The sequence below is a fragment of the Halomonas sp. V046 genome (genome assembly GCF_052645355.1).
Map to the genome: position 1 here is coordinate 281,073 of NZ_JBQXYF010000007.1, position 21,662 is coordinate 302,734.

The window sequence follows — 21,662 nt, forward strand, 5'->3', positions numbered from 1 at the left end:
GAAAAGGCCATCGACGCTATGCTGACAAGTGTCACGAGTCGCTATGTATCGGTCCTGGGCCGAGGGAGAGTTCGCATGGACATGGCAATGGTAAAGGATATCGCCCTGAGTTTTCCTCTGGTGCTGTTTACCTTCCTGCTACCGCTGGTGGCGCTTTACTGGTTGTTGGTGGCGCTGCGCATCGCGCCATTGCAGTTGTTCGAGCGTGACAGCCTGCGCGACGACCACCTCGCCAGTACCATGGTGTCACTGGGGTTTGCTGGGGTGCCGGTCAGCATCGCCTTGAGCGTGCTGTTTGTCTTCGCGGCCGTCTTCACCCTGATCGCGGAACTGCTGGTGCTGCACTGGTTCGATCTGGCGCTGGTGATTGTGCCGCTGGGAATCCTGGTGTTATGGGGCTCCTTCGCGCTGGCGTCCCCGCTGGCCGCCAGGGCCTGTCGGGCGATGCTGCGCCGCCATCGTCATCGTCCGTCGATGAACCGTCGCTGCCTGCTCGGCGAGCGGGTACAAGTGGTCGGGTTTATCGATGAAGGCGGCTGTTGCCGGGCGGTGTTGTGTTCGGACGGGACCCGGGAGGTGTGCTTGCATGGCAAGCCCGAGGCGATGCCCAGAGAAGGGCAGGTGAGGGTGCTGGTGAAGTACCTGGCCGATCAGGATGGGTATCGGTCGGTGGCCGAGAAAGACTATCTCGAGGCCCGCACACGCCTGGTGCGGCTCAAGTTGGTCGAACGCCATGAGCCGGATCCGGGGCAGGCGGATGATCGGGCGAGCCACGGCCATCATCATCGGCCTCATCACGGCCATTCGCACTAACGGGTAGCGTCAATGCCCCGCCTAAACGCCCCGCAATAGTCCTGGGCACTGGTTGTTTCTGGGCACAGGTTATTGGTGGGGCCGTGGTGACAGGGTGTCGCAGAGTCCATGGGCACAGGCTGTTGCAGGGGCCGGTGTAGCCCCCGTTGGCGAGACGCGGTGCCACCCTCTGGTCTTGCCCGAACCATCGTCGGCTCCGCTATGCCTTGCGCATCAGGTCGATCAGGGTGTCGACCAGGATCGCCCCGCGCTCGCTGATCGAGAAGTCTTCGGCGTCGCGTAGCCACTCCCAGAACAAGCCATTGAGCGAGAAATGGAACAGCTCCGTGGCGCGCTCAGGGGACAGGCCGTCTCGTAGTTGACCCTTTTCGTGGGCCAGGCAGAAGTGGCGAAGAAAGGCCTTCAGGGTCTCCTGGACGAACTCGTCCTTGACCTTGAGCGGGTCGAAATCCTGGGACAGTTCACACCGATGCAGCAGAATCGAGTGCACGCGGCGATGACGCGGTGTGTCCAGGTGGATCATGCCGGCACGGCAGCCGAGGCGAACGGCGTCGAGGGGGCGGTCTCCCAGGGAAGGATCGTCGAGCTCCGCCACCAGTTCCTCGAATGGCATGCGCACGCGATTGAGCATGGCGCGAAACAGGTCGCCCTTGTTGCGGAAATGCCAGTAAAGCGCTCCTCGGGTCAGGCCGGCGCGTCGCGAGATCTGATCCAGCGACGCACGCGCGACACCGCGCTCGAGAAAGACTTCCTCAGCGGCGTCGAGCAGCGCTTCGCGAGTGGCAGCGGCTTCCGCCTTGGTGCGTCGTGCCATGGTGATGGCGTCTCCGGAGGGGCGTAGAGGGTGTCATTCTACCGAAGTCGGCTTCGCCTCGCAGGCGATACCGCGATCGAACCAAGGTAAATTGGACTCGTCTTGACGACGGCGGAAAGGTATAAGAAGCGCAGGTCCCGGCGCTGTCGGGACGGGACTGCATTGGCAACAAGGAACCTTCATGGCTCGAGCTCCTTTTGAATTGGCCGGCGTACAGGTTGCGCCGGGTACCCGCACCCAAATCGACGTTCCCGTCGCCAAGCTATATACCCATGCGCCCCTCGATATTCCGGTGGAGGTGGTCCATGGCCGGCAGTCGGGGCCGACTCTGCTGGTGTGCAGCGCCATTCATGGCGACGAGATCAATGGCGTCGAGATCGTCCGTCGCTTGTTGCGTTCGCGCCAGATCAATCGGCTCAGGGGCACCTTGATCGCGGTGCCCATCGTCAACGTCTTCGGCTTCGTCCAACATACCCGCTACCTGCCCGATCGCCGTGACCTCAATCGCTGCTTTCCCGGCAGTGAATCCGGCTCGCTCGGGGGCCGAGTGGCCGCGCTGTTTCGCCAGCAGATCGTCGATCAGGCCAGCCACATCATCGACCTGCATACCGGTGCGATACACCGCACCAACCTGCCGCAGATACGCGCCCAGTTGAATGGTGCCGACGACGAGACGCGCAGCATGGCCGATGCCTTCGGCGCACCGGTGATCCTCAACGCCGAGTTGCGTGAGGGCAGTCTCAGACACTATGCCCAGGGCCGTGGGATCCCGGTGCTGACCTACGAAGCCGGTGAGGCGCTGCGCTTCGATGAGTGGGCGATCAGCTCGGGCGTGCGCGGCGTCTTGCGGGTCATGCGTCGGCTCGGCATGTTGACCGGAGAACAGCGCCGTCGGACGCCGGCTGCCGCGGAGGTGGCCAATGGATCGAGCTGGGCCCGAGCGCCTATCGATGGCATCCTGCGCCCGCGGGTGCGTCTCGGTGCCCGGGTCGCCAAGGGTGAATTGCTGGGGCTGGTGGCAGACCCCTTCGGCAACGCCGAAGGGGAGGTGAGGTCCATGGCCGATGGCATCGTGATCGGCATGGGCCGGCTGCCGCTGGCCAATGAAGGCGAGGCGCTGTTTCACATCGCTCGCTTCGACGCGATCGAAGAGGCCGAAAGCGCCATCGAGACGTTTCACTCGAGCCTGGAGCCGCCGCCCGACGGGCTCTACTGAGCGAGGCTTGTTGACGCCGTCCCTGCGACTCGCTCCCGTAACGTTGCGGTAACACGAAGCGGCCGCCCTTGGGGGCGGCCGCTTGGTGTCGTTCAATAGGCGCTCTCGGCTCTCGGCTCTCGGCTCTCGGCTCTCGGCTATCGGCTATCGGCTATCAATAGACGCTATCACAGCCGTCGCTTCGCTCAGCTTACCAGAGCCTCGTCATCGGGCGTCAGGGAGTGCTCGGCGACCAGACCGAGGGCATCGTCGAGCACCGACAGCCCCGCGCCGTCACGATGAGCGTTCTCGGACAGGTGGCGACGGAACTTGCGTCCCCCCGGGCAGCCCTGAAAGAGACCGAGCAGGTGACGAGTCAGGTGATTGAGCTTGGCGCCTTCCTCGAGGCGACGCACGATATACGGGCGCAGTGCCCGAGCCGCCGCGTGGCGCGAGGCTGCGGGCCCGGCTTCGCCGTAGAGCGCTTCATCGACAGCCGCCAGCATCCACGGGTTCTGGTAGGCCTCGCGGCCCACCATCACGCTATCGACACGCTCAAGTTGGGCGCGACACTCGTCGAGCGTCTTGATGCCGCCGTTGATGCCGATATGCAGCTCCGGTCGGCTGGCCTTCAGGCGATGCACTCGCGGGTAGTTGAGCGGCGGCACGTCGCGGTTTTCCTTGGGCGAGAGCCCTTGCAGCCAGGCCTTGCGGGCGTGCACGGTGAATATCTCACAGCCAGCATCGGCCACCTTGTCGATGAAGGTCGAAAGATCCTGGTCTTCGTCCTGATCGTCGATGCCGATACGGCATTTCACGGTCACCGGAATCGTCACCGCATCGGCCATGGCGCGGACCGCGTCAGCCACCTTGTCCGGGTGCCCCATCAGGCAAGCGCCGATCAGATTGTTCTGCACCCGGTCGCTTGGGCAGCCGACGTTGAGATTGACCTCGTCGTAGCCCCACTCCTCGGCAATAGCCGCGCATTCGGCCAGCTCGCCGGCATCGCTGCCGCCCAACTGCAGCGCCAGAGGATGCTCCGCGGCGTCAAAACCGAGAAAACGCTCCCGCGGTCGGCCGTAAAGAATCGCCCCGGTGGTGACCATCTCGGTATACAGAAGCGCGCGACGCGTCAGGGTGCGAGCGAAGACTCGGTAGTCGCGGGTCGTCCAATCCATCATCGGGGCCACGGAGAAGGTTCTATCCAGCGCAGGGCGCGGGATGTCAGGCTTCATGCGGGTTGTGGGGGTTGCGTTCTCAATCATATCTGTACATATTTACAGTAGTTGGTATCCGTTTTTCGCGACTACTTGGTACTGATTTGGTACTCGTGGTGCCGGAGTCGCGTCGATTTGGTACCAAGGAGGGAGCGGTGGCGACGATTCGAAAGCGCCGAAAAAAGGACGGCAGTTTCTCATACATCGTCCAGATACGCATCGCACTCCACGGTCTGGATCACTCCGAGTCGCGCTCGTTCCCGCGCAAGGCCATGGCGGAGGAATGGGCGAAGCGACGTGAACTGGAATTGGCGAGCCCGGCAGGTGTCGCCCAAGCCCGCTGGAAGGGCGTGACTCTGGACGATGCCATCGAGCGCTACCTGCATGAGTTCGCCCAGGGTGCGGGCCGTTCCAAGCGCGCCACCATCGAGCAGCTTCGCCGCTTTCCTATCTCCAGGGTAGCGATCACCGAACTCACCAGCGAGCGGGTGATCCGCCAGACAGACCGCAGCGAGCACCGTCACCTGTGTGTCAGGTCGCAGGAACTCAAGGTGTCAGGGGCTGGTCAGCGCCGATGCCAGAAGCGTCGGGGGTGATTCGTCGGTCATCCATGAAAATGCACAATTGCTATTTCAGGTTCCTCTTCTACATTGAAAATACGCGGACTAGGGTTCACTTCCGCGACGATCTGGACTAATTGCTGACCTACTCAGGGCCTTGCTCTGTTGAGGAGAGAACATGAAACTGAAGCTTGTAGGTGCATCGGTGTTGGCGTCTCTGATGATGGCAGGCTCGGCCTTTGCGATGGACTCGGAAATGCTCGACGAGAAGATGGCCGAGATCGAGGAGCGCACCCAGCAGATGAGCGAGGAGGACCGTGTTGAGGCTCTCGAGCAACAGGTCGAGGATTTGAAGGAACTCATCCATATGATGATGGAAGAGGACACCGGGGCTTAAGGGGCGTCGCTCGTGAGTGAGTAATCGACAGATTCGACATATTTTTGTGTTCGATCTTTGAAGGGTGCCCCAGGCGTGGGCACCCTTTTTTTGGTTCTGAACGTGGGGGCGGAGGTGCTGTGGCCACCGGCAGTCAGCGTTCTCGTCTTCGGTGGCGCAGGCGATGGCAACGCATGACAGCAGGCAAAGGGTGCGGTAAAAAAGCGCACTTGATGGGCACCTTGTTGATCTGGGTTAGAACCGGCAACAGAATCGACTGGCGTCGTCGAGCGCCACTCATGTGCGCTGGCTATCCGGCCCCGCCTGATTGCCGGCAGCTCCCCGGTGGTGGTCTGGCGAAGGCCCGGCAGGAGAAAGGGGCCTCGCCGGTCGTGGGGGAATGGCGTTGACACCTCCGGGGCGCCGAAACGACAACAAGCGACACGGGCGACGCTGAACGAGGCGGATGCTCGGTGGTTGCACGCCATGACTGATGCCCTTGGTAGAGGATTTGCCGACAGGGCCAAGGAACTCTGACATGTTGAATATTCCGATCTTTGTGATGATTTACGCCGGGGTGTGCATCTCGCTCTATCAGCTCTACGCGATCTATTACCATCAGAACTTCGGCGATCAGGAGAAGCACGACGCCGAGGGGACCGAGCAGCTCGAGGAACTCTCCCGTCAGGCGAAGGAGTACGCCAGTACCGGTGCGTCACCGGGGTTTTTGCAAACGGTGAAGACGGTCTTCGGTGGCGACTTCGATCCACGTATCGCCTTTGTCGCCTTCTCCGGAGACGGTGGGGAGCGACATGCCGAGCCGCTGCTGCGGCGCAAGCATCGCCTCGTCTGCAACGGCATGATCAAGATCCGCCACCTGGCGCTGTGGAAGACCCGACCGCCGGCCTGGGATATCCGCGCGGGGCTGTTGATGCTGATTGTCTTGTGCAGCATCGTCGTGGTGTTCCTGGGGGGGCTAAGCGTCTATACGATCGGCTATGAAGTGGCTGCGACGTCGCTTGCCTGGATGAACAATGAAGCCATCCTGCTGGGGCTGATCTACGCCTTGATTGTGTTGACCTGGCTGATCGCCAAGTTCGACCTGTATATGCACGATATCTATGAGATCGGCAAACTCAATGCCAGGTTTCCACCCGCCGCGATGACCCGTTAGCGGAGTCGCGCGATGGTGGTCGGTGCTGGATGCTTGGGGCGGTGCGGCGGCCAGGGTGCGTCCGGTGGCCCCGGGCGCTATGGTAGGGCCGCTAGGATCGGCCGCCGCTTGAGGTTGAGATGGAACTACGTATCGTTCGCCGACGGATTCCCGAATGGGGCACGAGCTATGGCCCGCCTGGCGCGGGCCCCTTTCCCGCGATCATGCTCCTGCATGGCTCGGAGGGGGCCTGGTCCGGCTGGAGCCACCGTAATGCGATGTTGCTCGCTGCACACGGCTTTCTCGCCTTTCCTTTCGCGTACTCGCAGGGCGGCAATGCCTGGAACGCTGGCAGCATCATCGATACGCCTCTCGACCGAGGCGTCGATGTGCTGGCAGCCCTGCGCGGCTTTCCGGCGAGCGCCGGTGGGCCGGTCGGCCTCTATGGCGTCTCGCGAGGCGCCGAGTACGCACTGCTGATGACTAGCCTGATGGCCCGGGAGGGGTTGCCGGGCCAGCCTGAGGCCGTGGCGGTGCACAGCCCACCCGACGTGATCTGCGGCGGCTTCGATTCGCGACACTTCCGTGACGCGGGGGATCCGGGCTGGCGGGCGTGGGATGGCGCGATGAGGGCCTGGACCTGGCGGGGGAGAAGTGACCATCTGCTGCCGACGACGCCGATCGATATCGAAGCCTATGAGGGGCCGCTGATGCTCAGTCACGGGACCCGGGACCAGATGTGGTCGGTGGCAATGACTCGCCGACTGGAAGCCCGCCTGCGTGGCCATGGGCGCACTCCCCGGGTGCACTATTACGAGGGCGAGGATCATGTACTGGGGAGTGAAGCGGAAAATCGCCATCATGGCTACCTGCTCGACTTTCTCGCCGAACACCTGTGAAAGCCGCCAGGCGCCGGCGGTGAGCATGGCTCCCGCATCGAGTACGTCTTGCCGGTGACGCTTGAGGCGTTTGTCGATCCGGCCGGTTCGCGCTCCGGTTGCTAGTCATCCCTTGGTCGTGGGCGTGACCGGCGGCTGACGGCGGTGTGGTCGAGCCGTCCGCCGAACGATAGGCGCAGCGAACCGAGATCGTCCGATGCGAAAGGCGTGGCCAGTTGGCGCTAAGGGTGGAGATGTTCGAATAGTGTCAGCGAGCCGATGGCGATCAATACCAGGCCACCGAGGATTTCGGCGCGGCGGCCAATCAAGGTGCCGACCTTTCTGCCAATCAACATGCCGGTGGTGGCCATTACGGTCGTGGCCGTGCCGATGGCCAGAGCCGTGAGCCAGATGTTGACATCCATGAATGCTAGACCAATGCCAACGGCCATGGCATCCAGGCTGGTGGTCAGGGCCGTGGCGGCCAGCAGCCACCAGCGGGTATGTGAGCCGCCAGCGTGGCAGTCTTCCTCCTCGGTCGGCGGCGTGAGCCCGGCACGAATCATGCGCCCCCCCAGGATCAGCAGCAGGGTGAAGATCACCCAGTGGTCCCAGTCCCTTACCATCTGTGACGCCCCGAGCCCCATCAGCCAGCCGATTACCGGTGTGGTGGCTTCGATCACTCCGAACAGCAGCCCCGTCTGAAGGGCGACCACAAACCGCAGCTTGCGCACACAGGCCCCCTTGCTGAGCGAAGCGGCGAAGGCGTCGGTGGACATCGAGAAGGCCAGCAGTGTGGTGGACAGCAAGTTCATGGTCACGTGATCGGCCAGGCGATGAAACAGGTTCCAACGCGGGCCCGGCGTGCGGCGCGAAGGAAGGGCGAACACTCGGTAGCAGGCAAGTGCCGACCGATGACGACGCGGAGAGCGAAGTGGCAACGCCAGCACCCGGTTCGTGCAAGCCGGACGCGGCGAAATCGCCCCGAGACGCAACGGATATTACCGGAGATACGGGTCGGGTCAACTGATTGCCAGGGTTGAGATATTGAGTGAAAACAAACTTTTATAGCCGTTGCTATGGAGTATGCAGTGTGCGAACTCAGGCAGAGGCGTCCGGCCGATACATCGCAGAGTCGGGTGAGGGGTTGGGTATCAATTACCCGGGAGAGAGGCGAGGCAATTCGAGGGTTTTTTGGCCCATGAATACCTCCAAAGCGCCACGTTTTTCGCCCCATTTGGGTCGCAAGGAATCGGCGAACTCTCCCATGGGACGCTTTGGCAAGGGGCACCATGCGGCCTCGCAGAGCCTTTGGATAGTGGCATTTTCGTCGCGGCATCTGCTGCTGACGTCACGCGCTAGCCTGCCCGGTGTCGCCTGTGATACCGGGCGGGCAGGCGGTGCGGGGTGCTGCACCAAAAGACCGTGACGGCCTGATGATTGGCCTGGCCTGGTTCGTTACTCGGGAATCGTCAGGCCGCGTTGAACCGCCGGGCGGGCGAGAAACGCCCGCAGGGCGCGGTCGACGTGGGGGAAATTGGCGAACTCCACCAGCTCCCCGGCGTCATAGAAGCCGACGAGGTTGCGAATCCAGGGGAAGGTCGCGATATCGACCACCGAGTAGTGGTCGCCCAGCAGCCATTCGCGTCCGGCCAGGCGCTTGTCGAGCACGCCGAGCAGGCGCTTGGCCTCCTCCACGTAGCGCTCCAGCGGACGCTTGTCCTCGATGTCCTTGCCGGCAAACTTGTTGAAGTAGCCGATCTGGCCAAACATCGGACCGAGTCCCCCGACTTGGAACATCAGCCACTGCAGGCCGTGATAGCGCCCTTGAGGGTCCTGGGGGAGCAGCTCACCGGTCTTGTCGGCGAGATAGATCAGAATGGCTCCGGATTCGAACAGTGCGATGGGTTCGCCTCCGGGGCCGTTGGGGTCGAGGATGGCGGGAATCTTGTTGTTGGGGTTGAGCGACAGGAATTCCGGCGAGCGTTGATCCTGGGTGTCGAAGCTGACCCGGTGAGCCTCGTAGTCGAGCCCGGTTTCCTCGAGCATGATCGAGACCTTGACGCCGTTGGGCGTCGGCAGGGAGTAGAGCTGCAGGCACTCGGGATGTTGTGCCGGCCATTTGCGAGTGATCGGGTAGCGGGACAGGTCCGTCATGAAGGATTCCTTGTACGAATATCGAGATGCCTCGCATCCTAGCACTCGGCGCCGACGCCGAGGCTCGAGACTGCGCCGAAAGACGCGTCGGCTCGATCGCTAGCGCCATCGGCGCCGGCGTCTCGGGTCCCATTGCGTCGACGCCGGGCAGGCGTCAGGGCGCGGACATGGCCTCGCTGATGCGGTATGCCGCCTCGACACGTTCGGCGTTGGGGTAGCGCTTGTTGGCCAGGATCACGATGCCCAGACGTTCGGCGGGGACGAAGGCGACGTAGGCGCCGAATCCAAAGGTCGACCCGGTCTTGTTGATCCAGCGGTCGGGGGATGGGGAGGCCTCGGGGGTGAGCCACACGAGCGACTGTGGCTTAAGGGCCATGTCGCTGCTGTTGCCTGCGAGCAGAGTCTCGAGAGTCGCCGGGTAGGCATAGCTTTCCCACCCTAATCCCTGATGCATCGGGCCGACCGCGGCATAGCCCAGGTGCGTCGAGAGCAGTGCACGGTCCATCACCGTATCGCCTTGGTAGCTGGCGATGTTGGCCTCGATGAAGGTCAACATGTCCTGGGCGGTGGTCTTGATGCCATAGGCTTGGGCGTCCATGGGGCCCGGCGTGACCCGGGTGCGCGGGTTGTCGGGCGACACGCCGAAGGCGTAGTGCTCGGTCTCCGACGCTGGCACCTCGAGATAGGTGTGCGACATCTGCCACCTGGGCAACAGGGTATCGCTCATGACCTTGGTGAAGGGCCTATCTGAGCTGCGGTCGAGGCTGCGGGCGGCCAGATCGCCGAGCAGTCCAATGCTTGGGTTGCTGTACAGGCGCTGCGTGCCCGCGGCGAAATCTGGCTGCCACCGGCGGTAGTAGTCCAGTAGGGTGGCGTCGTTGACGTCGCTTGGAAATTGCAGCGGCAGGCCGCCAGCGCTGTAGGTGCCGAGTTCGAGCAGCGTGGCGTTGCCGATCGGGGTGTCGGCGAGTTCCGCCTGGTGGTCGGCGACCCGGTCCTGCCATTGCAGATGCCCTGTCTCCTGAGCGTAGGCGGCAAGGGCGGCCGTCAGAGTCTTGGACACCGAGCCGATTTCAAACAAGGTGGTATCGTCCACGGCGCCATCCTCGCCGAGCGCGGCAACACCATAATGGCGTACACAGCGTTGTCCCTCGTGACTGACACCCACCGACATGCCGGGAATCTCGTAGTCGCTCATCAGCGTCTTCGCGATGCGGTCGATCGATGCGACCGGGCAGGTCGTGGTATCGCCGCTCTCGGACACCGCTGGTGCCTGGGCGGAGGAGGGCGATGGGGGCTGGGTGGATTGGGCCAAGACCGCGGGGGCAGGCAGGGCGGCACCGGCCGCAATGGCCAGTGCAAGGCTGGCGTAGCGAGGTGTGGCAGCGTATCGAGACATAAGAGATGATCTCAGGGTGAGAAGGCGATTGAGCCAGGCGAACGGGTGGGTAGCGCTGTACGCTATCGCTGCTGACATCGGTGCATGCTAGGGGCCGCCCAGGCCCGCCACAATCGATCATTTCTCGTCTCTGCCACAAATTGGATTTGTCCCTCGTCATGGATCGTAGCCAACTTCCGTTGAATGCCCTGCGTGCCTTCGAGGCCGCGGCCCGTCACGCAAGCTTTACCCGTGCCGCCCAGGAGTTGTGTGTCACCCAGGCGGCGGTCAGCCACCAGGTACGGGGCCTGGAGGCCCAGCTGGGGGTCGAGTTGTTTCGTCGCTTGCCAAGGGGCCTAGGATTCACCGGGGAAGGCGAGGTGCTTTACCCGATCGTTCATGAGGCGCTGGAGCGGATGTCCCAGGCCATTGACGTGCTGGCCGATGGCGCCGACCGAGAGGTGCTCAACGTCGGCGTGGTCGGAACGTTTGCGGTGGCGTGGCTATTGCCGAGGCTTGAGCAATTTCAGCGTCGCTTTCCCTTTGTCGACGTGCGTGTTTCCACCCACAACAACAAGATCGAACTGACCTTGGAAGGATTGGATTACGCCATACGGTTCGGGACCGGTGCTTGGCATGGCACCGAGGCAACACCGCTGATGGAGGCGCCGCTCACCGTGCTGTGCGCGCCGGCGCTTGGCGAGAGGCTCACGCAGCCGAGCGATGTGCTGCACCAGACCCTGCTGCGTTCCTATCGCACGGATGAATGGAACGCCTGGCTGTCGGCGGCCGGTGTTGATACCCATCTGTCGTTTCCGCGTACCGTGATCTTCGATTCGTCCGTCGCCATGATGGAGGTCGTGATCCAGGGCGGCGGCGTGGCGTTGGCACCGGCTGTCATGTTCAGGCGTCAGTTGGCCGAAGGGCGTATCGTCCGGCCGTTCAGGACCCAAGTCGCGCTGGGGAGTTACTGGCTGACTCGCTTGCAACATCATGGCGAGACGCCGGCGATGTCGGCCTTCAAGCGCTGGCTGATCGAGTCGCTCAGTGTCGAGTCCGGCGAGGCAGGTTGAGCGGGCTCTAGCGCGGTCGGTGCATCACCAGGGCATCCTCCAGCATCTTGACGATGACCAAACCGACCTTGGCCGGGAGACGGTCACCGGCGTAGAGCCGAGTCTGGAGCACGGCACACCGCAGCGCCTGAAACTCGGCCTCGAGGCGCTCGAGGCGTTGGTGGAGTTCTCGGGTGTCGCCCTCGATGGAGGGATCCTGACGGACGGCATCCTGGTTGTTCGGGGGTGAAGAAACGGTCGCCATCATCGCGAATTCCTCCCGTGTGGCTTGCCGAAAGGTCGCTCGCTGGCTGGTCCGGCTCCCTGGACCTCGTGCCTGGGTGACGTAGCGAGTCTTCATGATGGTCGCAGCTTGTCCCGACGTGGAGAATCCATGAAACGTGGTAGGCGCGGCGTTGCGGATTGGTCATCGGCGGCCGGCGAAGCGATGTGCCGAGCACCGGGAGGAGGTAGTCGACGATGCCCGAGATAGGGGATGGCGTCGCTCTTTCGGGGCCCCGTCGATGGAGGGCTCCGCACAAGGTCCAGCATCTCGTTCACAGTTCCGGGGCGGCGACGTCGGCGCTATGGGTGACGATCTCTTCGAGCTGCTGGCAGAACACCTCCAGCGCCGGGCTGGCGTGGCCCGGACGCCGATGCATCTCGATTTCGACCTGGCCAAGCTTTGGCAAGCCATGCTCCGCGCCGAGGATCCGGCAGCCAGCCGGTACGCTGCGGGGAGTCTTGACGGTAATCGCAAGCCCCGCCTGCACCGGCAGGTTGATGCCGGTGGGGGATTGGCTCGAATAGCGCAGCTCCCAGGCCCGCGCCTGCTTGCCCAGCGCCGTGAGCGCATGGGCACGAAAGATGCAGCCCTCGGGGTTGAGGGCCAGGGGCAGTGCCTGGCCGCGGGTCGGATCGGCGTCCTCGGCGGCGACCCAGACCATCGGCTCCCAGCCGAGCAGGTGACCGGACTGGGTCGGTCCGTGCCGGATCGACAGAGCCACATCGAGCAGCCCCTCCTGAAAGGACTGCACCAGGGTCTCGCTGATATCGCAGATGACCTCGATGCGGGTGTGGGGAAAAGACTCCGCATAGCGTGGCAACAGTTCGGGCAGATAGGCTCCGGCCTGCTCCTCGGAGGTGCCGAAGCGAATCCGTTCGCCCCGGGGGCGGTCCCCCATGGCTTCGCGGGCCTCGTCTTCGAGCTTGAGCATATGCCGGGCGTAGGGCAGCAGACGCTCGCCGTCGGCGGTCACCAGGACGCTGCGACTGGTGCGCTCGAACAGGCTCTTGCCCATTTGGTCCTCGAGGCGCTTGATCTGCAAGCTGACGGCGGATTGTGTGCGATGCAGGACGCGGCCGGCGGCGCTGAAGCCTTGGCACTCGGCGACGGTGACGAAGGCGCGGAGCAGATCGGTATCCATAATTAATGAGACCTTGAAATGATTGGTATCTAAACCATTCATTTCTATTATGGAAGTGGCCTGACTATTCTGTCCAGCATTCCCTAAAGCACGGCAGGAGATTTCCATGCGGGCCACCGACGCTTCGACGACTTCCTCTCTCGACGGTCTTATCGACCTCGACCGCTATCCGATTCATGCGCTGGATGACGCGCAGGGACATGAGCTGATCGAGCGTTGCCGTCGGCAACTCGCGGATGATGGTTGCGTGGTGCTGAAGAACTTTGTGCCGCAGGAGGCGCTGACCCGGCTCGAGCGCGAGACCGAGCGACTGTCACCGCATGCCCACTACAACCAGACCGAGACCAATCCTTACAACAGCGATGGCGATGCCGACCTCGCGGCGTCGCATCCGCGCAATCGCTTCGACGATCGCACCAACGGCTTCGTCGCCGGCGATCGTATCGGTGCCGACACCATCATTCGCCAGGTCTACCAGGACCCGGACTTCCAGCGGTTTATCGCCACCGTGGTCGGCATGGAGCAGATTCACCAGTACGCCGATCCGCTGGCCGACCTGGTGGTCAATGTGCTGCGCGAAGGCTGTCAGCATCCGTGGCACTACGACACCAACGAGTTCATCGTCACCATGATGACTCGCCAGTCCCATGGCGGCGGCCTGTTCGAATACTCCCCGGGTATCCGCAGCCCTGAGGGCGAGAACTTCGAGGACGTGGAAAAGGTGCTCGACGGGGACCGCTCCAGTCTCAAGTCCCTGACCCTGGAGCCCGGCGACCTGCAGGTCTTCTTCGGCCGTTATTCGCTGCACCGGGTGACGCCCGTCGTCGGCGACAAGGAACGTCACACGGTGATCTTCGCTTACGCCAAGGAGCCCGGGTTCATCGGCCGTCCCGAGCGCGCCCAGCGCATCTTCGGACGCATGGCGCCGATCCATGAGCGCCTGCTCAAGGAAGGCATGAGCCGCAGTGATTCCCTGGCCGATTGAGTCGCAGGCTCGGTCTTGCCACAAGCCCCGCTGAACCACGGCCCCGCTGGCGCCAGACGCCGACGCGGGGCCGCTACCGCCCCGCACAGCGGCGGACATATAACGTATTCCCGTCAAGGACCCTGACATGAGCATCGTCGATTTCGACAATCTGACCGACAACGAGCCCGACGCCATTCCGGTTGTGCCCTCCGCGCCCATGGCCAATGGCGACAGCATTCCGACGTCCTTCGACCCCAAGCGTCTTCGCGGCGGTCGCCTGGAGCGTCTGCGTGGCATGATGGCGGAGCAAGGCTACGCGGCGGTGGTGCTGTTCGACCCCAACAATCAGCGCTATGCCACCGGTTCGCGCAACATGTTCGGCTACTTCTTGCGCAATTCGACGCGTTACATCTACGTGCCCCTCGAGGGGCCGATCATCCTGTTCGAATATCCCGGCAGCGCTCATGTTTCCACCTGGCTCGAGACCATCGATGAGGCACGTACCTCCAAGGTGGTGTGGTCCGCCGTCAACCAGCGCGACAACATGTCGTCTGATCCCTTCGGCATCGAAATCGCCGAGCTGATCGAGGAACACGGTCGCGGCAACAGGAAGGTCGGTCTCGACCGCTGCACCCTGAACCTGGCGCGCTCGCTCGAAGCGCAGGGGCTGGATGTCTACGACTGCATGCAGGACACGCTGCATTGTCGTCGCATCAAGACGCCTGAGGAGGTCGCGTGCCTGGCGCAATCGATGGCCGCCAGTGAAGCGGCGGTGGCCGAAGTCGAGGCCGCCATCAAGCCGGGGGTCACCGAGAACGACCTGTTCGCCATCATGTACGGCAATGTCATCCAGCAGGGCGGCGAGTTTATCGAGACGCGCCTGCTGTCGTCCGGGCCGCGCACCAACCCCTGGTTCAATGAAGCCAGCGACCGGGTGATTCGGCCCGGCGAGCTGGTGGCCCTGGATACCGATACCATCGGCTGTCATGGCTATTACTCGGACTTTTCACGGACGTTCTGTGTCGGTGGTCGCCCCAGCGCCTATCAGCAGAGCCTGTACCGCATGGCCTATGACCAGGTGCATCACAACATGAATATCCTGGCCCCTGGCGTCGGCTATCGTGAGATCGCCGAGCGCGCCTGGAAGATTCCCGAACGCTTCCTCGACCGTCGCTACCCGTCGATCATTCACGGCGTGGGCATGCACGGTGAAACGCCGCTGGTCGCCCACCACATGGACTTCGATCGCTTCTCCAAGGACGGCGTTCTCGAGCCCGGCATGGTGGTGTCGGTGGAAAGCTATATCGGTGAAGTCGGGGCCGCCGACGGCGTCAAGCTCGAGGAAGAGGTGCTGATCACCGAGACCGGCGTCGAGAAGCTGTCGCGCTACCCCTTCGATGAGGCACTGCTCGGCCGCTAGTCGTGGCTCGAGCGCGCCTATCCGGGCGTCAGCGACGCCCGGCTCCTAACGTTTTGAATCACCGATCAAGAGAGCCTGCATGACCGACGTACACCATTGGATCGCCGGCACCAACGTGCCCGGCGAGCGCAGCCTGGATGTGTTCAACCCCGCGACCGGTGAGCCGGTACGCCGCGTGGTCCTGGGCACTGGCGAAACCGTTCAGCGTGCCATCGAGGCGGCCCGCCTGGCACAGCCGGCCTGGCGAGATACGCCACCGGCCAAGCGGGCGCAGGTGATGTACCGCTTCAAGACGCTGCTGGAGCGCGATGCCGATGAGATCTGCGCGCTGGTCAGCGAAGAACACGGCAAGGTGCTCGAAGATGCCATGGGCGAGCTCAAGCGCGGCATCGAGAACGTCGAGTACGCCTGCGCGGTGCCGGAGCTTCTGAAAGGCGAGTATTCCCACAACGCGGGTCCGGCGATCGATACCTGGTCCAATCATCAGCCGCTTGGCATCGTGGCCGGCATCACGCCGTTCAACTTCCCGGCCATGGTGCCGCTGTGGATGTATCCGATGGCCATTGCCTGTGGCAATGCCTTTATCCTGAAGCCTTCCGAGCAAGTGCCTTCGGCGGCCATCAAGATGGCGGAGCTACTGGATGAAGCCGGTCTGCCCAAAGGCCTGTTCAGTGTCGTCCATGGTGATCGCGAGACGGTCGAGGCGCTGATCGATGCCCCTGACGTCAAGGCCGTGTCCTTCGTCGGCTCGACCCCCGTGGCCCGTGCGGTGTATGAGCGTGGTGCCCAGCAGGGCAAACGCGTTCAAGCACTGGGCGGCGCCAAGAATCACGCCGTGGTGCTCCCCGATGCCGATCTCGATAACGCCGCCAATACCCTGATCGGTGCGGCTTACGGCAGCGCCGGCGAGCGTTGCATGGCGATCTCGGTCGCCGTCTGTGTGGGGGAAAGCACCGCCGATGGCCTGGTCGAGCGCATCGCCGCCCAGGCCCGCGACCTGAAGATCGGGCCGGGAACCGAGCGGGGCCTCGATATGGGCGCACTGGTCAACGCCGGGCATCGTCAGCGGGTGGTCGACTACATCGGCCAGGGGCAGCGCGCCGGCGCCGAGTTGGTGGTCGATGGGCGGACCCATCCGCTGGTCACGACCTCCCACGGCTATTTTCTCGGTGCCAGCCTGCTGGACCGGGTGACGCCGGAGATGAGCGTGTATCAGGATGAGATTTTTGGCCCGGTACTCTGTGTGGTGCGCGTCGAGACCCTCGATGACGCCATCGCCCTGATCAACGCCCACCCGTATGGCAACGGCACCTGCGTCTTCACCCGTGATGGGGAAGCGGGGCGGCGCTTCGCCGATGCCATCGAGGTGGGCATGGTGGGCATCAACGTACCGCTACCGGTGCCGGTGGCCTTCCACAGCTTCGGCGGCTGGAAGAGTTCGCTGTTTGGCGATCTGCATGCCTATGGTCCCGATGCGGTGCGTTTCTACACGCGGCGCAAGGCGATCTCCCAGCGCTGGCCGCGTCAGGCCACCAAGGAAAGCGCCGAGTTCAGTTTTCCGTCGAGCTAGGCGCGGATGCCGAGGGCCGGCGGGTCCTCGATGTCGTGAATTCAAGCCCACTGTCGAAGGTGGGCTTTTCTGGTGGGTGGCTCAGGCATCGAGCGAAGGATGGGTCGGGTTGATCGGACGATAGTCGCGCAGGATCAAGCGCCGTTGGCGAACGCTCGGGTGCAGCGTTTCGTTGCCGAAGGGCGTGAAGCCGATCGGCCGCAGATAGCGCCGAGGCGACACCAGACGATAGAAATGACTGAGAAACTCGCGGTAGGAATCGACGATGTCCGCACTGCGGTGGGTGGCGAGCAGCACGGGTCGTTTATCCGCGGCCAGGACCAGCCCGTGACGCTCGGCTCGCTCCATCATCCAGGCCAGGCTGACATCGGACAGGATCCGGGACGGGTAACCTCCACCGACATTGGAATGAGCCCCGGGAAACCAGGCCTGCTCCAGGCTGCCTGCCGCCGGCGATGCCGGTGACCATAGCGTCGGGGCGAAGGCTTTGCGGTGTTCGTCCACCGCGAGTGCCTGGCAGGCGTGCCTCACCCGGTGGCTCAGGCGGGTGTCGTGAAACTCGAAGTGGCGACGATTGAACGCGCCGAAGCTGTTCAGCGGAATGCCGAGGCTGCCGACCGTATCCCAGACGCCCAGCAGGTGGATCGGCACGACAACCGAGTAGCGTTTGGCGAAGCGCTCGGCGGCCGCCGAGCGCGGTCCCTGACGGCGATCTCGGTACAGCCGGTAGGCGTGGTCGAGACGCTGGCGATGCTCGCGCCTCAAGAGTCCCGACGTCTCGAGCAGGCCACTGAGGCTCCTGGCGGTGTAGGCGCCGCGGCTGAAGCCAAACAGGAACAGTCGATCCCCGGCCTCCCACAGATCGATCAGATCACGGTAGGCCCTGAGCAGGATGTCGGACAGTCCAAGGCCGGTTGCCCCCGCCACGAGATACCAATGCCCACCGTCGGTACCGACCCCGGAATAGTAGCGTTTGATGGTGCCCCAGGGCGTCTCGCTGGCCACCACCGCGTCGTGCAACCGATACACGTTGGTATTGGTATCGCCGTCTTCGAGGTTCATGTCCGGCACGTTCCAGGTGCCGTCAAAGGACATCACGATGGTCTTGGCCATGGGCCCTGGGTGCCTCCTGCGCTGGGTAGAGCGGGGTATGGTTGCGTTCAGTCTACGTCGGCCCGGGAAGCGTCTGGTTGATGCGGTGCCGGGGAAGGCGTCGTCGAGGCGATGTTTGCGCGGGGTGGCACATTCGTATGGCCTTCCCCTGCTGCGGCGCTCGGCGCTCAGGTCTTCACCAGTGCGCCGGCGATGACAATCGGTGAGACCGGACTGGCGACGTGCCACAGAGGGAAAGCGTGGTCGGCCAAGCGTCGCGTGACGTTGCGTCGCGTCGCAGGGGCGGGGGCGGAGGAAAAGGGGGTGGACTGGCCACTTCAGCGTAGGTGGTCGGCGATTCGCTCGGCGATGAAATCGAGGAAGACCCTGAGTTTCGGCGCGACGCCCTCGCGACTGGCGAACACCGCATGGAAGGCAATGGTTGGCCCGCGCCAGTGCGGGAGTACCGGGACCAGGCGTTCACTGAACAGGTGCGGGCGCGCCATCAACGTGGTGCCGAAATAGATGCCGTGGCCGCCGAGGGCGGTGTTGAGCGCGGTGGTGGGTTCGTTGGACATCAGTGTCGGTTCGAGCTTTACGCTCAGGCGGTGGCCCGGCGCCGACTCCTGCCACAGTTCCCACTCGACGTGGCGGGCACCGGAACAGGCGGCGTGGGCCAGGGTGACATGGTGCTCGAGATCGGCGGGATGCTGGGGTGCGCCGTGTCGCGTCAGGTACTCGGGGCTCGCATAGAGGCGCATCACCGCCTCGCCGAGTTGGCGAAAGCGGTAGCCGGGTGTGTCGAGGTCGCCTACGTGCAAGGCGATATCGGCGCCTTTCTCCAGTTGGTGGACGGCATTTTCGCCGAGCTCGAGCTCGAGTCGAATGTCCGGGTACTGGCGCAGGAAGTCGGCCAGCAGTGGCGCCAGGTACTGCGAGCCGAGGGTGTAGAACGATGCCACCCTAAGCACGCCGCGGGGCGCCGATTGCAAGCGCTCGACCGCCTGGTGGGCCTGAGCAATTTCCTCGCGCACGGCCAGGCAGTGGCGGAAGAACACGCGTCCGGCCTCGGTGAGATACATGCGCCGGGTGGTGCGCTCGAGCAGGCGAATGCCGAGGCTTTCCTCCAGCGCGGTGAGGCGGCGGCTCAAGGTGCTGGCGGGCACGCCGAGGCGTTCGGCGGCTCGACGAAAACTCTCGAGCTCCACGATGGTGGCGAACCAGAGCATGCTGTCGGCGTGGGGTGTCATCGACTGATTATCCCTTTCTGGCAATAGTGTGGCCACTATCGTTGCGCGTTTAGGGCTATATGCTCGAGTTATTATCCCGTTAGTGCAACAGTTATTCTCGTTTCGACGCTGGGTGTTGCGTGCCTTCCTCACTACAGTCGGTACATGACCGAAACGAGGAGGACGCCCAGTGACCGACCCATCGAGCCCGCTATCTCTCGAGGTGCAAGCCGTCGAGAGGCTGACCCCCACCATCAAGTCCTTTCGCCTGCTGCCCGAGCTGGGCGTGCCCTTGCCATCCTTCGCCGCCGGCGCGCACCTGCGCGTCCAGGTCACGTTGCCCGATGGTCGCCCGGACGAGCGCGCCTACTCCCTGATCAACAGTACACGCCAGGGTGCCTGCTATGAGATAGCCGTGGCACTGGATGCCAATAGCCGCGGCGGTTCGGCCTTCATGCATGCGCTGGAGGAGGGTGCCCGGCTGACGGTGTGGCCACCGAAGAACGATTTTCCGCTGGAGCGAGAGGCGCGCCATCGCGTGCTTATCGCCGGCGGCATCGGTATCACCCCGATCCTGTCCATGGTCGAAACCCTGGTGGCCCATCGTGCCTCGTTCGAGTTTCACTACGGCGCCCGAAGCCCGGAACTGATGGCCTATCGCGAGCGTCTGGCGTCTTTGTGTGGTGACGCGGCCAGCCTCTATTTCGACGGCGGCGACCCGAGCAAGGGCATGCTGATCGAGGAAGTGATCGGCGAGCCCAGTGAAGGGCGCCATCTTTATGTCTGTGGGCCCAAGGGCTTGATCGACGCGGTGATCGCGACGGCCAAGGGACGAAACTGGCCGTCTGACCGGGTCCACTTCGAACTCTTCGCCAACCCGGTCGATGCGGCGTCTGCCAGCGGCTTCGAGGTGGAGTTCGTCGATTCCGGCATGACCCTGGCGGTGCCTGCCGACAAGAGCATTCTCGAGGTGATGGAGGAGGCCGGGCTCGACCCGATGTACGACTGCCGGCGCGGGGAGTGCGGGGTGTGCGCCGTCGAACTGATCGAGGGCGATGTCGAGCATGAAGACTACTGCCTGGATGAGGAGCAACAGCAGGAATCGCTGTGCGTATGCGTCTCTCGGGCTCGGGCTGGAAGGCTCAAACTCCGCGCCTGAGGCGACAAGCCGCGCCATCGGCGCCTCGGAAGGTGTCGAGCGGCGCCAAGACAATGAGGAGAATCCCATGAGTGACTACATTCGCAACGCCTGGTACGTGGCCGCCTGGACCAAGGACATCGGTCGCCAGCTGGTTTCCCGCCGCATCCTCGGCGAGCCCATCGTCTTCTACCGTCGCGAGGACGGTGCCCCGGTGGCGCTGGAGGATAGCTGCCCACACAAGCTGGCCCCGCTGTCGGTGGGAGAACTGGTGGGCGATGAGGTCCAGTGCGGCTATCACGGCATGACGTTCAACTGCAGCGGTGCCTGTACCCGGGTGCCCGGACAGACGAAGGTGCCGCCGAGTGCCAAGGTCCGGAGTTATCCGCTGGTCGAGCGCTACAACGCGGTTTGGATCTGGATGGGGGATGCCGCCTTGGCCGATCCCGATGCCATCGTTGACGTGCCGCGCTACGGCGAGTCCGGCTGGGGCGTGGTGGATGGGCAGTATCTGCATTTTCCGACGCACTACCTGAACATTACCGATAACCTGGTCGACCCCGCCCACACCACCTACGTACACAAGAAGACCATCGGTGGGGCCGGTGGCGAAGACGTGGGGGTCAAGGTCGAGCAGGGCGATCGGCAGGTGCTGGCGTACCGCTGGATCAAGGATGACGAGCCGGTGCCGCTGTTCAAGAAGATGGGCAACTTCAGTGGGCCGGTGAATCGCTGGCAGTACTACTATCTCTTCATGCCATCGGTGTCCTGCGTGGATTTCGGTGGCATCGACGCCGAGCTGGAGCCTGTCGAGGAGAACAAGGATCGGGGGCTCCGGTCCTACAGCTTCAACTTCCTGACGCCTGAAACCGAGTCGACCACGCATTATTTCTGGCTACACGTGCGTAACTATCACGCCGATGACGCCAAGGTCGACGCAGAAGTCGTGGAGCTGATGACGCTAACCTTCACCGAAGATCTGGATATCCTCGAGTTGGTGCAGAAGGAGCAGGAACGCACTGGCATTCGGGAACGCACACGGCTTGGCATCGACAATGCCCCGGCCCGTATCCGGCGCATGGTGGAGCGCCTGGTCGCGGCGGAGCAAGGGCAGACAGAGGGGCCGCGTGACGACGCCCAGGGGGTCGCGTGAGGGTGTGATGATGATCCTGTCACCTCCGTGAAGGCCATGCACCAACCGACACCGGCAGCCCTTGGGCTGCCGG

At 63.6% G+C, this 21,662-nt stretch carries 21 protein-coding genes; 12 read left to right on the top strand and 9 right to left on the bottom strand.

Going from position 1 to position 21,662, the window contains the following annotated elements:
* Positions 1 to 75 precede the first annotated feature (75 nt).
* Complete coding sequence (locus ACUN9Y_RS11760; RefSeq protein ID WP_445460904.1) at positions 76 to 813, top strand: hypothetical protein; 738 nt, start codon at positions 76 to 78, stop codon at positions 811 to 813.
* Positions 814 to 1,012: 199 nt separating this feature from the next.
* Here the strand turns inward: ACUN9Y_RS11760 and ACUN9Y_RS11765 are convergent, their stop codons facing one another.
* The gene (locus tag ACUN9Y_RS11765) at positions 1,013 to 1,627 is read right to left on the bottom strand and encodes a TetR family transcriptional regulator (protein ID WP_445460905.1); all 615 of its coding nucleotides are present in this window, start codon (positions 1,625 to 1,627) and stop codon (positions 1,013 to 1,015) included.
* Positions 1,628 to 1,808: 181 nt separating this feature from the next.
* On the opposite strand from ACUN9Y_RS11765, the gene ACUN9Y_RS11770 reads away from it, so the two are divergent.
* Positions 1,809 to 2,843: a succinylglutamate desuccinylase/aspartoacylase family protein gene (locus tag ACUN9Y_RS11770; protein ID WP_445460906.1), complete on the top strand. Its 1,035-nt coding sequence runs from the start codon at positions 1,809 to 1,811 to the stop codon at positions 2,841 to 2,843.
* 185 nt (positions 2,844 to 3,028) lie between these two features.
* On the opposite strand, the gene dusA is transcribed toward ACUN9Y_RS11770, so the two are convergent.
* A complete protein-coding gene (dusA, locus tag ACUN9Y_RS11775; protein WP_445460907.1) occupies positions 3,029 to 4,057 on the bottom strand; it encodes a tRNA dihydrouridine(20/20a) synthase DusA in 1,029 nt (342 codons plus the stop codon).
* A 137-nt stretch (positions 4,058 to 4,194) separates the two neighbouring features.
* Here dusA and ACUN9Y_RS11780 point away from each other — a divergent pair, with 137 nt between their 5' ends.
* The 4 genes from ACUN9Y_RS11780 (at position 4,195) to ACUN9Y_RS11795 (ending at position 7,027) form a co-directional block, all read left to right on the top strand.
* Positions 4,195 to 4,635 (top strand): hypothetical protein, encoded by a 441-nt coding sequence (locus ACUN9Y_RS11780; RefSeq protein WP_445460908.1) that lies wholly within the window; start codon positions 4,195 to 4,197, stop codon positions 4,633 to 4,635.
* A 142-nt stretch (positions 4,636 to 4,777) separates the two neighbouring features.
* Positions 4,778 to 4,996: a hypothetical protein gene (locus tag ACUN9Y_RS11785; RefSeq protein WP_445460909.1), complete on the top strand. Its 219-nt coding sequence runs from the start codon at positions 4,778 to 4,780 to the stop codon at positions 4,994 to 4,996.
* Positions 4,997 to 5,513: 517 nt separating this feature from the next.
* Positions 5,514 to 6,149 carry a hypothetical protein gene (locus tag ACUN9Y_RS11790; RefSeq protein WP_445460910.1) on the top strand — a complete coding sequence of 212 codons (636 nt, stop codon included), beginning with the start codon at positions 5,514 to 5,516 and terminating at the stop codon, positions 6,147 to 6,149.
* A 119-nt stretch (positions 6,150 to 6,268) separates the two neighbouring features.
* Positions 6,269 to 7,027 (top strand): alpha/beta hydrolase family protein, encoded by a 759-nt coding sequence (locus ACUN9Y_RS11795; RefSeq protein WP_445460911.1) that lies wholly within the window; start codon positions 6,269 to 6,271, stop codon positions 7,025 to 7,027.
* A 221-nt stretch (positions 7,028 to 7,248) separates the two neighbouring features.
* On the opposite strand, the gene mntP is transcribed toward ACUN9Y_RS11795, so the two are convergent.
* The 3 genes from mntP to ampC form a co-directional block, all read right to left on the bottom strand.
* Complete coding sequence (mntP, locus tag ACUN9Y_RS11800; RefSeq protein ID WP_445460912.1) at positions 7,249 to 7,947, bottom strand: manganese efflux pump MntP; 699 nt, start codon at positions 7,945 to 7,947, stop codon at positions 7,249 to 7,251.
* A 517-nt stretch (positions 7,948 to 8,464) separates the two neighbouring features.
* A complete protein-coding gene (locus tag ACUN9Y_RS11805; RefSeq protein WP_445460913.1) occupies positions 8,465 to 9,163 on the bottom strand; it encodes a glutathione S-transferase N-terminal domain-containing protein in 699 nt (232 codons plus the stop codon).
* Positions 9,164 to 9,317: 154 nt separating this feature from the next.
* Positions 9,318 to 10,562 (bottom strand): class C beta-lactamase, encoded by a 1,245-nt coding sequence (ampC, locus tag ACUN9Y_RS11810; RefSeq protein WP_445460914.1) that lies wholly within the window; start codon positions 10,560 to 10,562, stop codon positions 9,318 to 9,320.
* Between the two features lie 158 nt (positions 10,563 to 10,720).
* Between ampC and ACUN9Y_RS11815 the strand changes: the two genes are divergently transcribed.
* On the top strand, positions 10,721 to 11,614 hold the full coding sequence (locus tag ACUN9Y_RS11815) for a LysR family transcriptional regulator (RefSeq protein ID WP_445460915.1): 894 nt from the start codon (positions 10,721 to 10,723) through the stop codon (positions 11,612 to 11,614).
* Between the two features lie 7 nt (positions 11,615 to 11,621).
* Here ACUN9Y_RS11815 and ACUN9Y_RS11820 read toward each other — a convergent pair whose 3' ends face one another.
* Both ACUN9Y_RS11820 and ACUN9Y_RS11825 read right to left on the bottom strand, forming a co-directional pair.
* Positions 11,622 to 11,861: a hypothetical protein gene (locus tag ACUN9Y_RS11820; RefSeq protein WP_445460916.1), complete on the bottom strand. Its 240-nt coding sequence runs from the start codon at positions 11,859 to 11,861 to the stop codon at positions 11,622 to 11,624.
* A gap of 289 nt (positions 11,862 to 12,150) precedes the next feature.
* Complete coding sequence (locus tag ACUN9Y_RS11825; protein ID WP_445460917.1) at positions 12,151 to 13,020, bottom strand: LysR family transcriptional regulator; 870 nt, start codon at positions 13,018 to 13,020, stop codon at positions 12,151 to 12,153.
* Positions 13,021 to 13,126: 106 nt separating this feature from the next.
* Between ACUN9Y_RS11825 and ACUN9Y_RS11830 the strand changes: the two genes are divergently transcribed.
* From ACUN9Y_RS11830 to ACUN9Y_RS11840, 3 genes are all read left to right on the top strand, one after another.
* Entirely contained in the window at positions 13,127 to 14,005 is an 879-nt protein-coding gene (locus ACUN9Y_RS11830; RefSeq protein ID WP_445460918.1) for a HalD/BesD family halogenase, read from the top strand.
* A 127-nt stretch (positions 14,006 to 14,132) separates the two neighbouring features.
* Positions 14,133 to 15,407 (top strand): M24 family metallopeptidase, encoded by a 1,275-nt coding sequence (locus ACUN9Y_RS11835; protein WP_445460919.1) that lies wholly within the window; start codon positions 14,133 to 14,135, stop codon positions 15,405 to 15,407.
* A 79-nt stretch (positions 15,408 to 15,486) separates the two neighbouring features.
* Positions 15,487 to 16,977, top strand: a complete 1,491-nt coding sequence (locus ACUN9Y_RS11840; protein WP_445460920.1) for a CoA-acylating methylmalonate-semialdehyde dehydrogenase — start codon at positions 15,487 to 15,489, stop codon at positions 16,975 to 16,977.
* Positions 16,978 to 17,058: 81 nt separating this feature from the next.
* Here ACUN9Y_RS11840 and ACUN9Y_RS11845 read toward each other — a convergent pair whose 3' ends face one another.
* Both ACUN9Y_RS11845 and ACUN9Y_RS11850 read right to left on the bottom strand, forming a co-directional pair.
* Positions 17,059 to 18,090, bottom strand: coding sequence for a DUF2235 domain-containing protein (locus tag ACUN9Y_RS11845; protein ID WP_445460921.1), 1,032 nt, complete (start codon positions 18,088 to 18,090; stop codon positions 17,059 to 17,061).
* A 317-nt stretch (positions 18,091 to 18,407) separates the two neighbouring features.
* Entirely contained in the window at positions 18,408 to 19,319 is a 912-nt protein-coding gene (locus ACUN9Y_RS11850; protein ID WP_445460922.1) for a LysR family transcriptional regulator, read from the bottom strand.
* A 169-nt stretch (positions 19,320 to 19,488) separates the two neighbouring features.
* Between ACUN9Y_RS11850 and ACUN9Y_RS11855 the strand changes: the two genes are divergently transcribed.
* Positions 19,489 to 20,457, top strand: coding sequence for a PDR/VanB family oxidoreductase (locus ACUN9Y_RS11855; RefSeq protein ID WP_445460923.1), 969 nt, complete (start codon positions 19,489 to 19,491; stop codon positions 20,455 to 20,457).
* A gap of 67 nt (positions 20,458 to 20,524) precedes the next feature.
* Positions 20,525 to 21,589 (top strand): aromatic ring-hydroxylating dioxygenase subunit alpha, encoded by a 1,065-nt coding sequence (locus ACUN9Y_RS11860; RefSeq protein ID WP_445460924.1) that lies wholly within the window; start codon positions 20,525 to 20,527, stop codon positions 21,587 to 21,589.
* The last annotated feature ends 73 nt before the right edge of the window (positions 21,590 to 21,662 follow it).

What these genes read in the sequence shown, in the direction of transcription:
- ACUN9Y_RS11785 (WP_445460909.1), top strand. Translation starts at nt 4,778, where the DNA reads ATGAAACTGAAGCTTGTAGGTGCATCGGTGTTGGCGTCTCTGATGATG.
- ACUN9Y_RS11790 (WP_445460910.1), top strand. Translation starts at nt 5,514, where the DNA reads ATGTTGAATATTCCGATCTTTGTGATGATTTACGCCGGGGTGTGCATC.
- ACUN9Y_RS11805 (WP_445460913.1), bottom strand. Translation starts at nt 9,163, where the DNA reads ATGACGGACCTGTCCCGCTACCCGATCACTCGCAAATGGCCGGCACAA.
- ACUN9Y_RS11850 (WP_445460922.1), bottom strand. Translation starts at nt 19,319, where the DNA reads ATGACACCCCACGCCGACAGCATGCTCTGGTTCGCCACCATCGTGGAG.
- ampC (WP_445460914.1), bottom strand. Translation starts at nt 10,562, where the DNA reads ATGTCTCGATACGCTGCCACACCTCGCTACGCCAGCCTTGCACTGGCC.
- dusA (WP_445460907.1), bottom strand. Translation starts at nt 4,057, where the DNA reads ATGAAGCCTGACATCCCGCGCCCTGCGCTGGATAGAACCTTCTCCGTG.
- ACUN9Y_RS11795 (WP_445460911.1), top strand. Translation starts at nt 6,269, where the DNA reads ATGGAACTACGTATCGTTCGCCGACGGATTCCCGAATGGGGCACGAGC.
- ACUN9Y_RS11815 (WP_445460915.1), top strand. Translation starts at nt 10,721, where the DNA reads ATGGATCGTAGCCAACTTCCGTTGAATGCCCTGCGTGCCTTCGAGGCC.
- ACUN9Y_RS11830 (WP_445460918.1), top strand. Translation starts at nt 13,127, where the DNA reads ATGCGGGCCACCGACGCTTCGACGACTTCCTCTCTCGACGGTCTTATC.
- ACUN9Y_RS11860 (WP_445460924.1), top strand. Translation starts at nt 20,525, where the DNA reads ATGAGTGACTACATTCGCAACGCCTGGTACGTGGCCGCCTGGACCAAG.
- ACUN9Y_RS11770 (WP_445460906.1), top strand. Translation starts at nt 1,809, where the DNA reads ATGGCTCGAGCTCCTTTTGAATTGGCCGGCGTACAGGTTGCGCCGGGT.
- ACUN9Y_RS11845 (WP_445460921.1), bottom strand. Translation starts at nt 18,090, where the DNA reads ATGGCCAAGACCATCGTGATGTCCTTTGACGGCACCTGGAACGTGCCG.
- ACUN9Y_RS11825 (WP_445460917.1), bottom strand. Translation starts at nt 13,020, where the DNA reads ATGGATACCGATCTGCTCCGCGCCTTCGTCACCGTCGCCGAGTGCCAA.
- ACUN9Y_RS11835 (WP_445460919.1), top strand. Translation starts at nt 14,133, where the DNA reads ATGAGCATCGTCGATTTCGACAATCTGACCGACAACGAGCCCGACGCC.
- ACUN9Y_RS11840 (WP_445460920.1), top strand. Translation starts at nt 15,487, where the DNA reads ATGACCGACGTACACCATTGGATCGCCGGCACCAACGTGCCCGGCGAG.
- ACUN9Y_RS11760 (WP_445460904.1), top strand. Translation starts at nt 76, where the DNA reads ATGGACATGGCAATGGTAAAGGATATCGCCCTGAGTTTTCCTCTGGTG.
- ACUN9Y_RS11765 (WP_445460905.1), bottom strand. Translation starts at nt 1,627, where the DNA reads ATGGCACGACGCACCAAGGCGGAAGCCGCTGCCACTCGCGAAGCGCTG.
- ACUN9Y_RS11820 (WP_445460916.1), bottom strand. Translation starts at nt 11,861, where the DNA reads ATGATGGCGACCGTTTCTTCACCCCCGAACAACCAGGATGCCGTCCGT.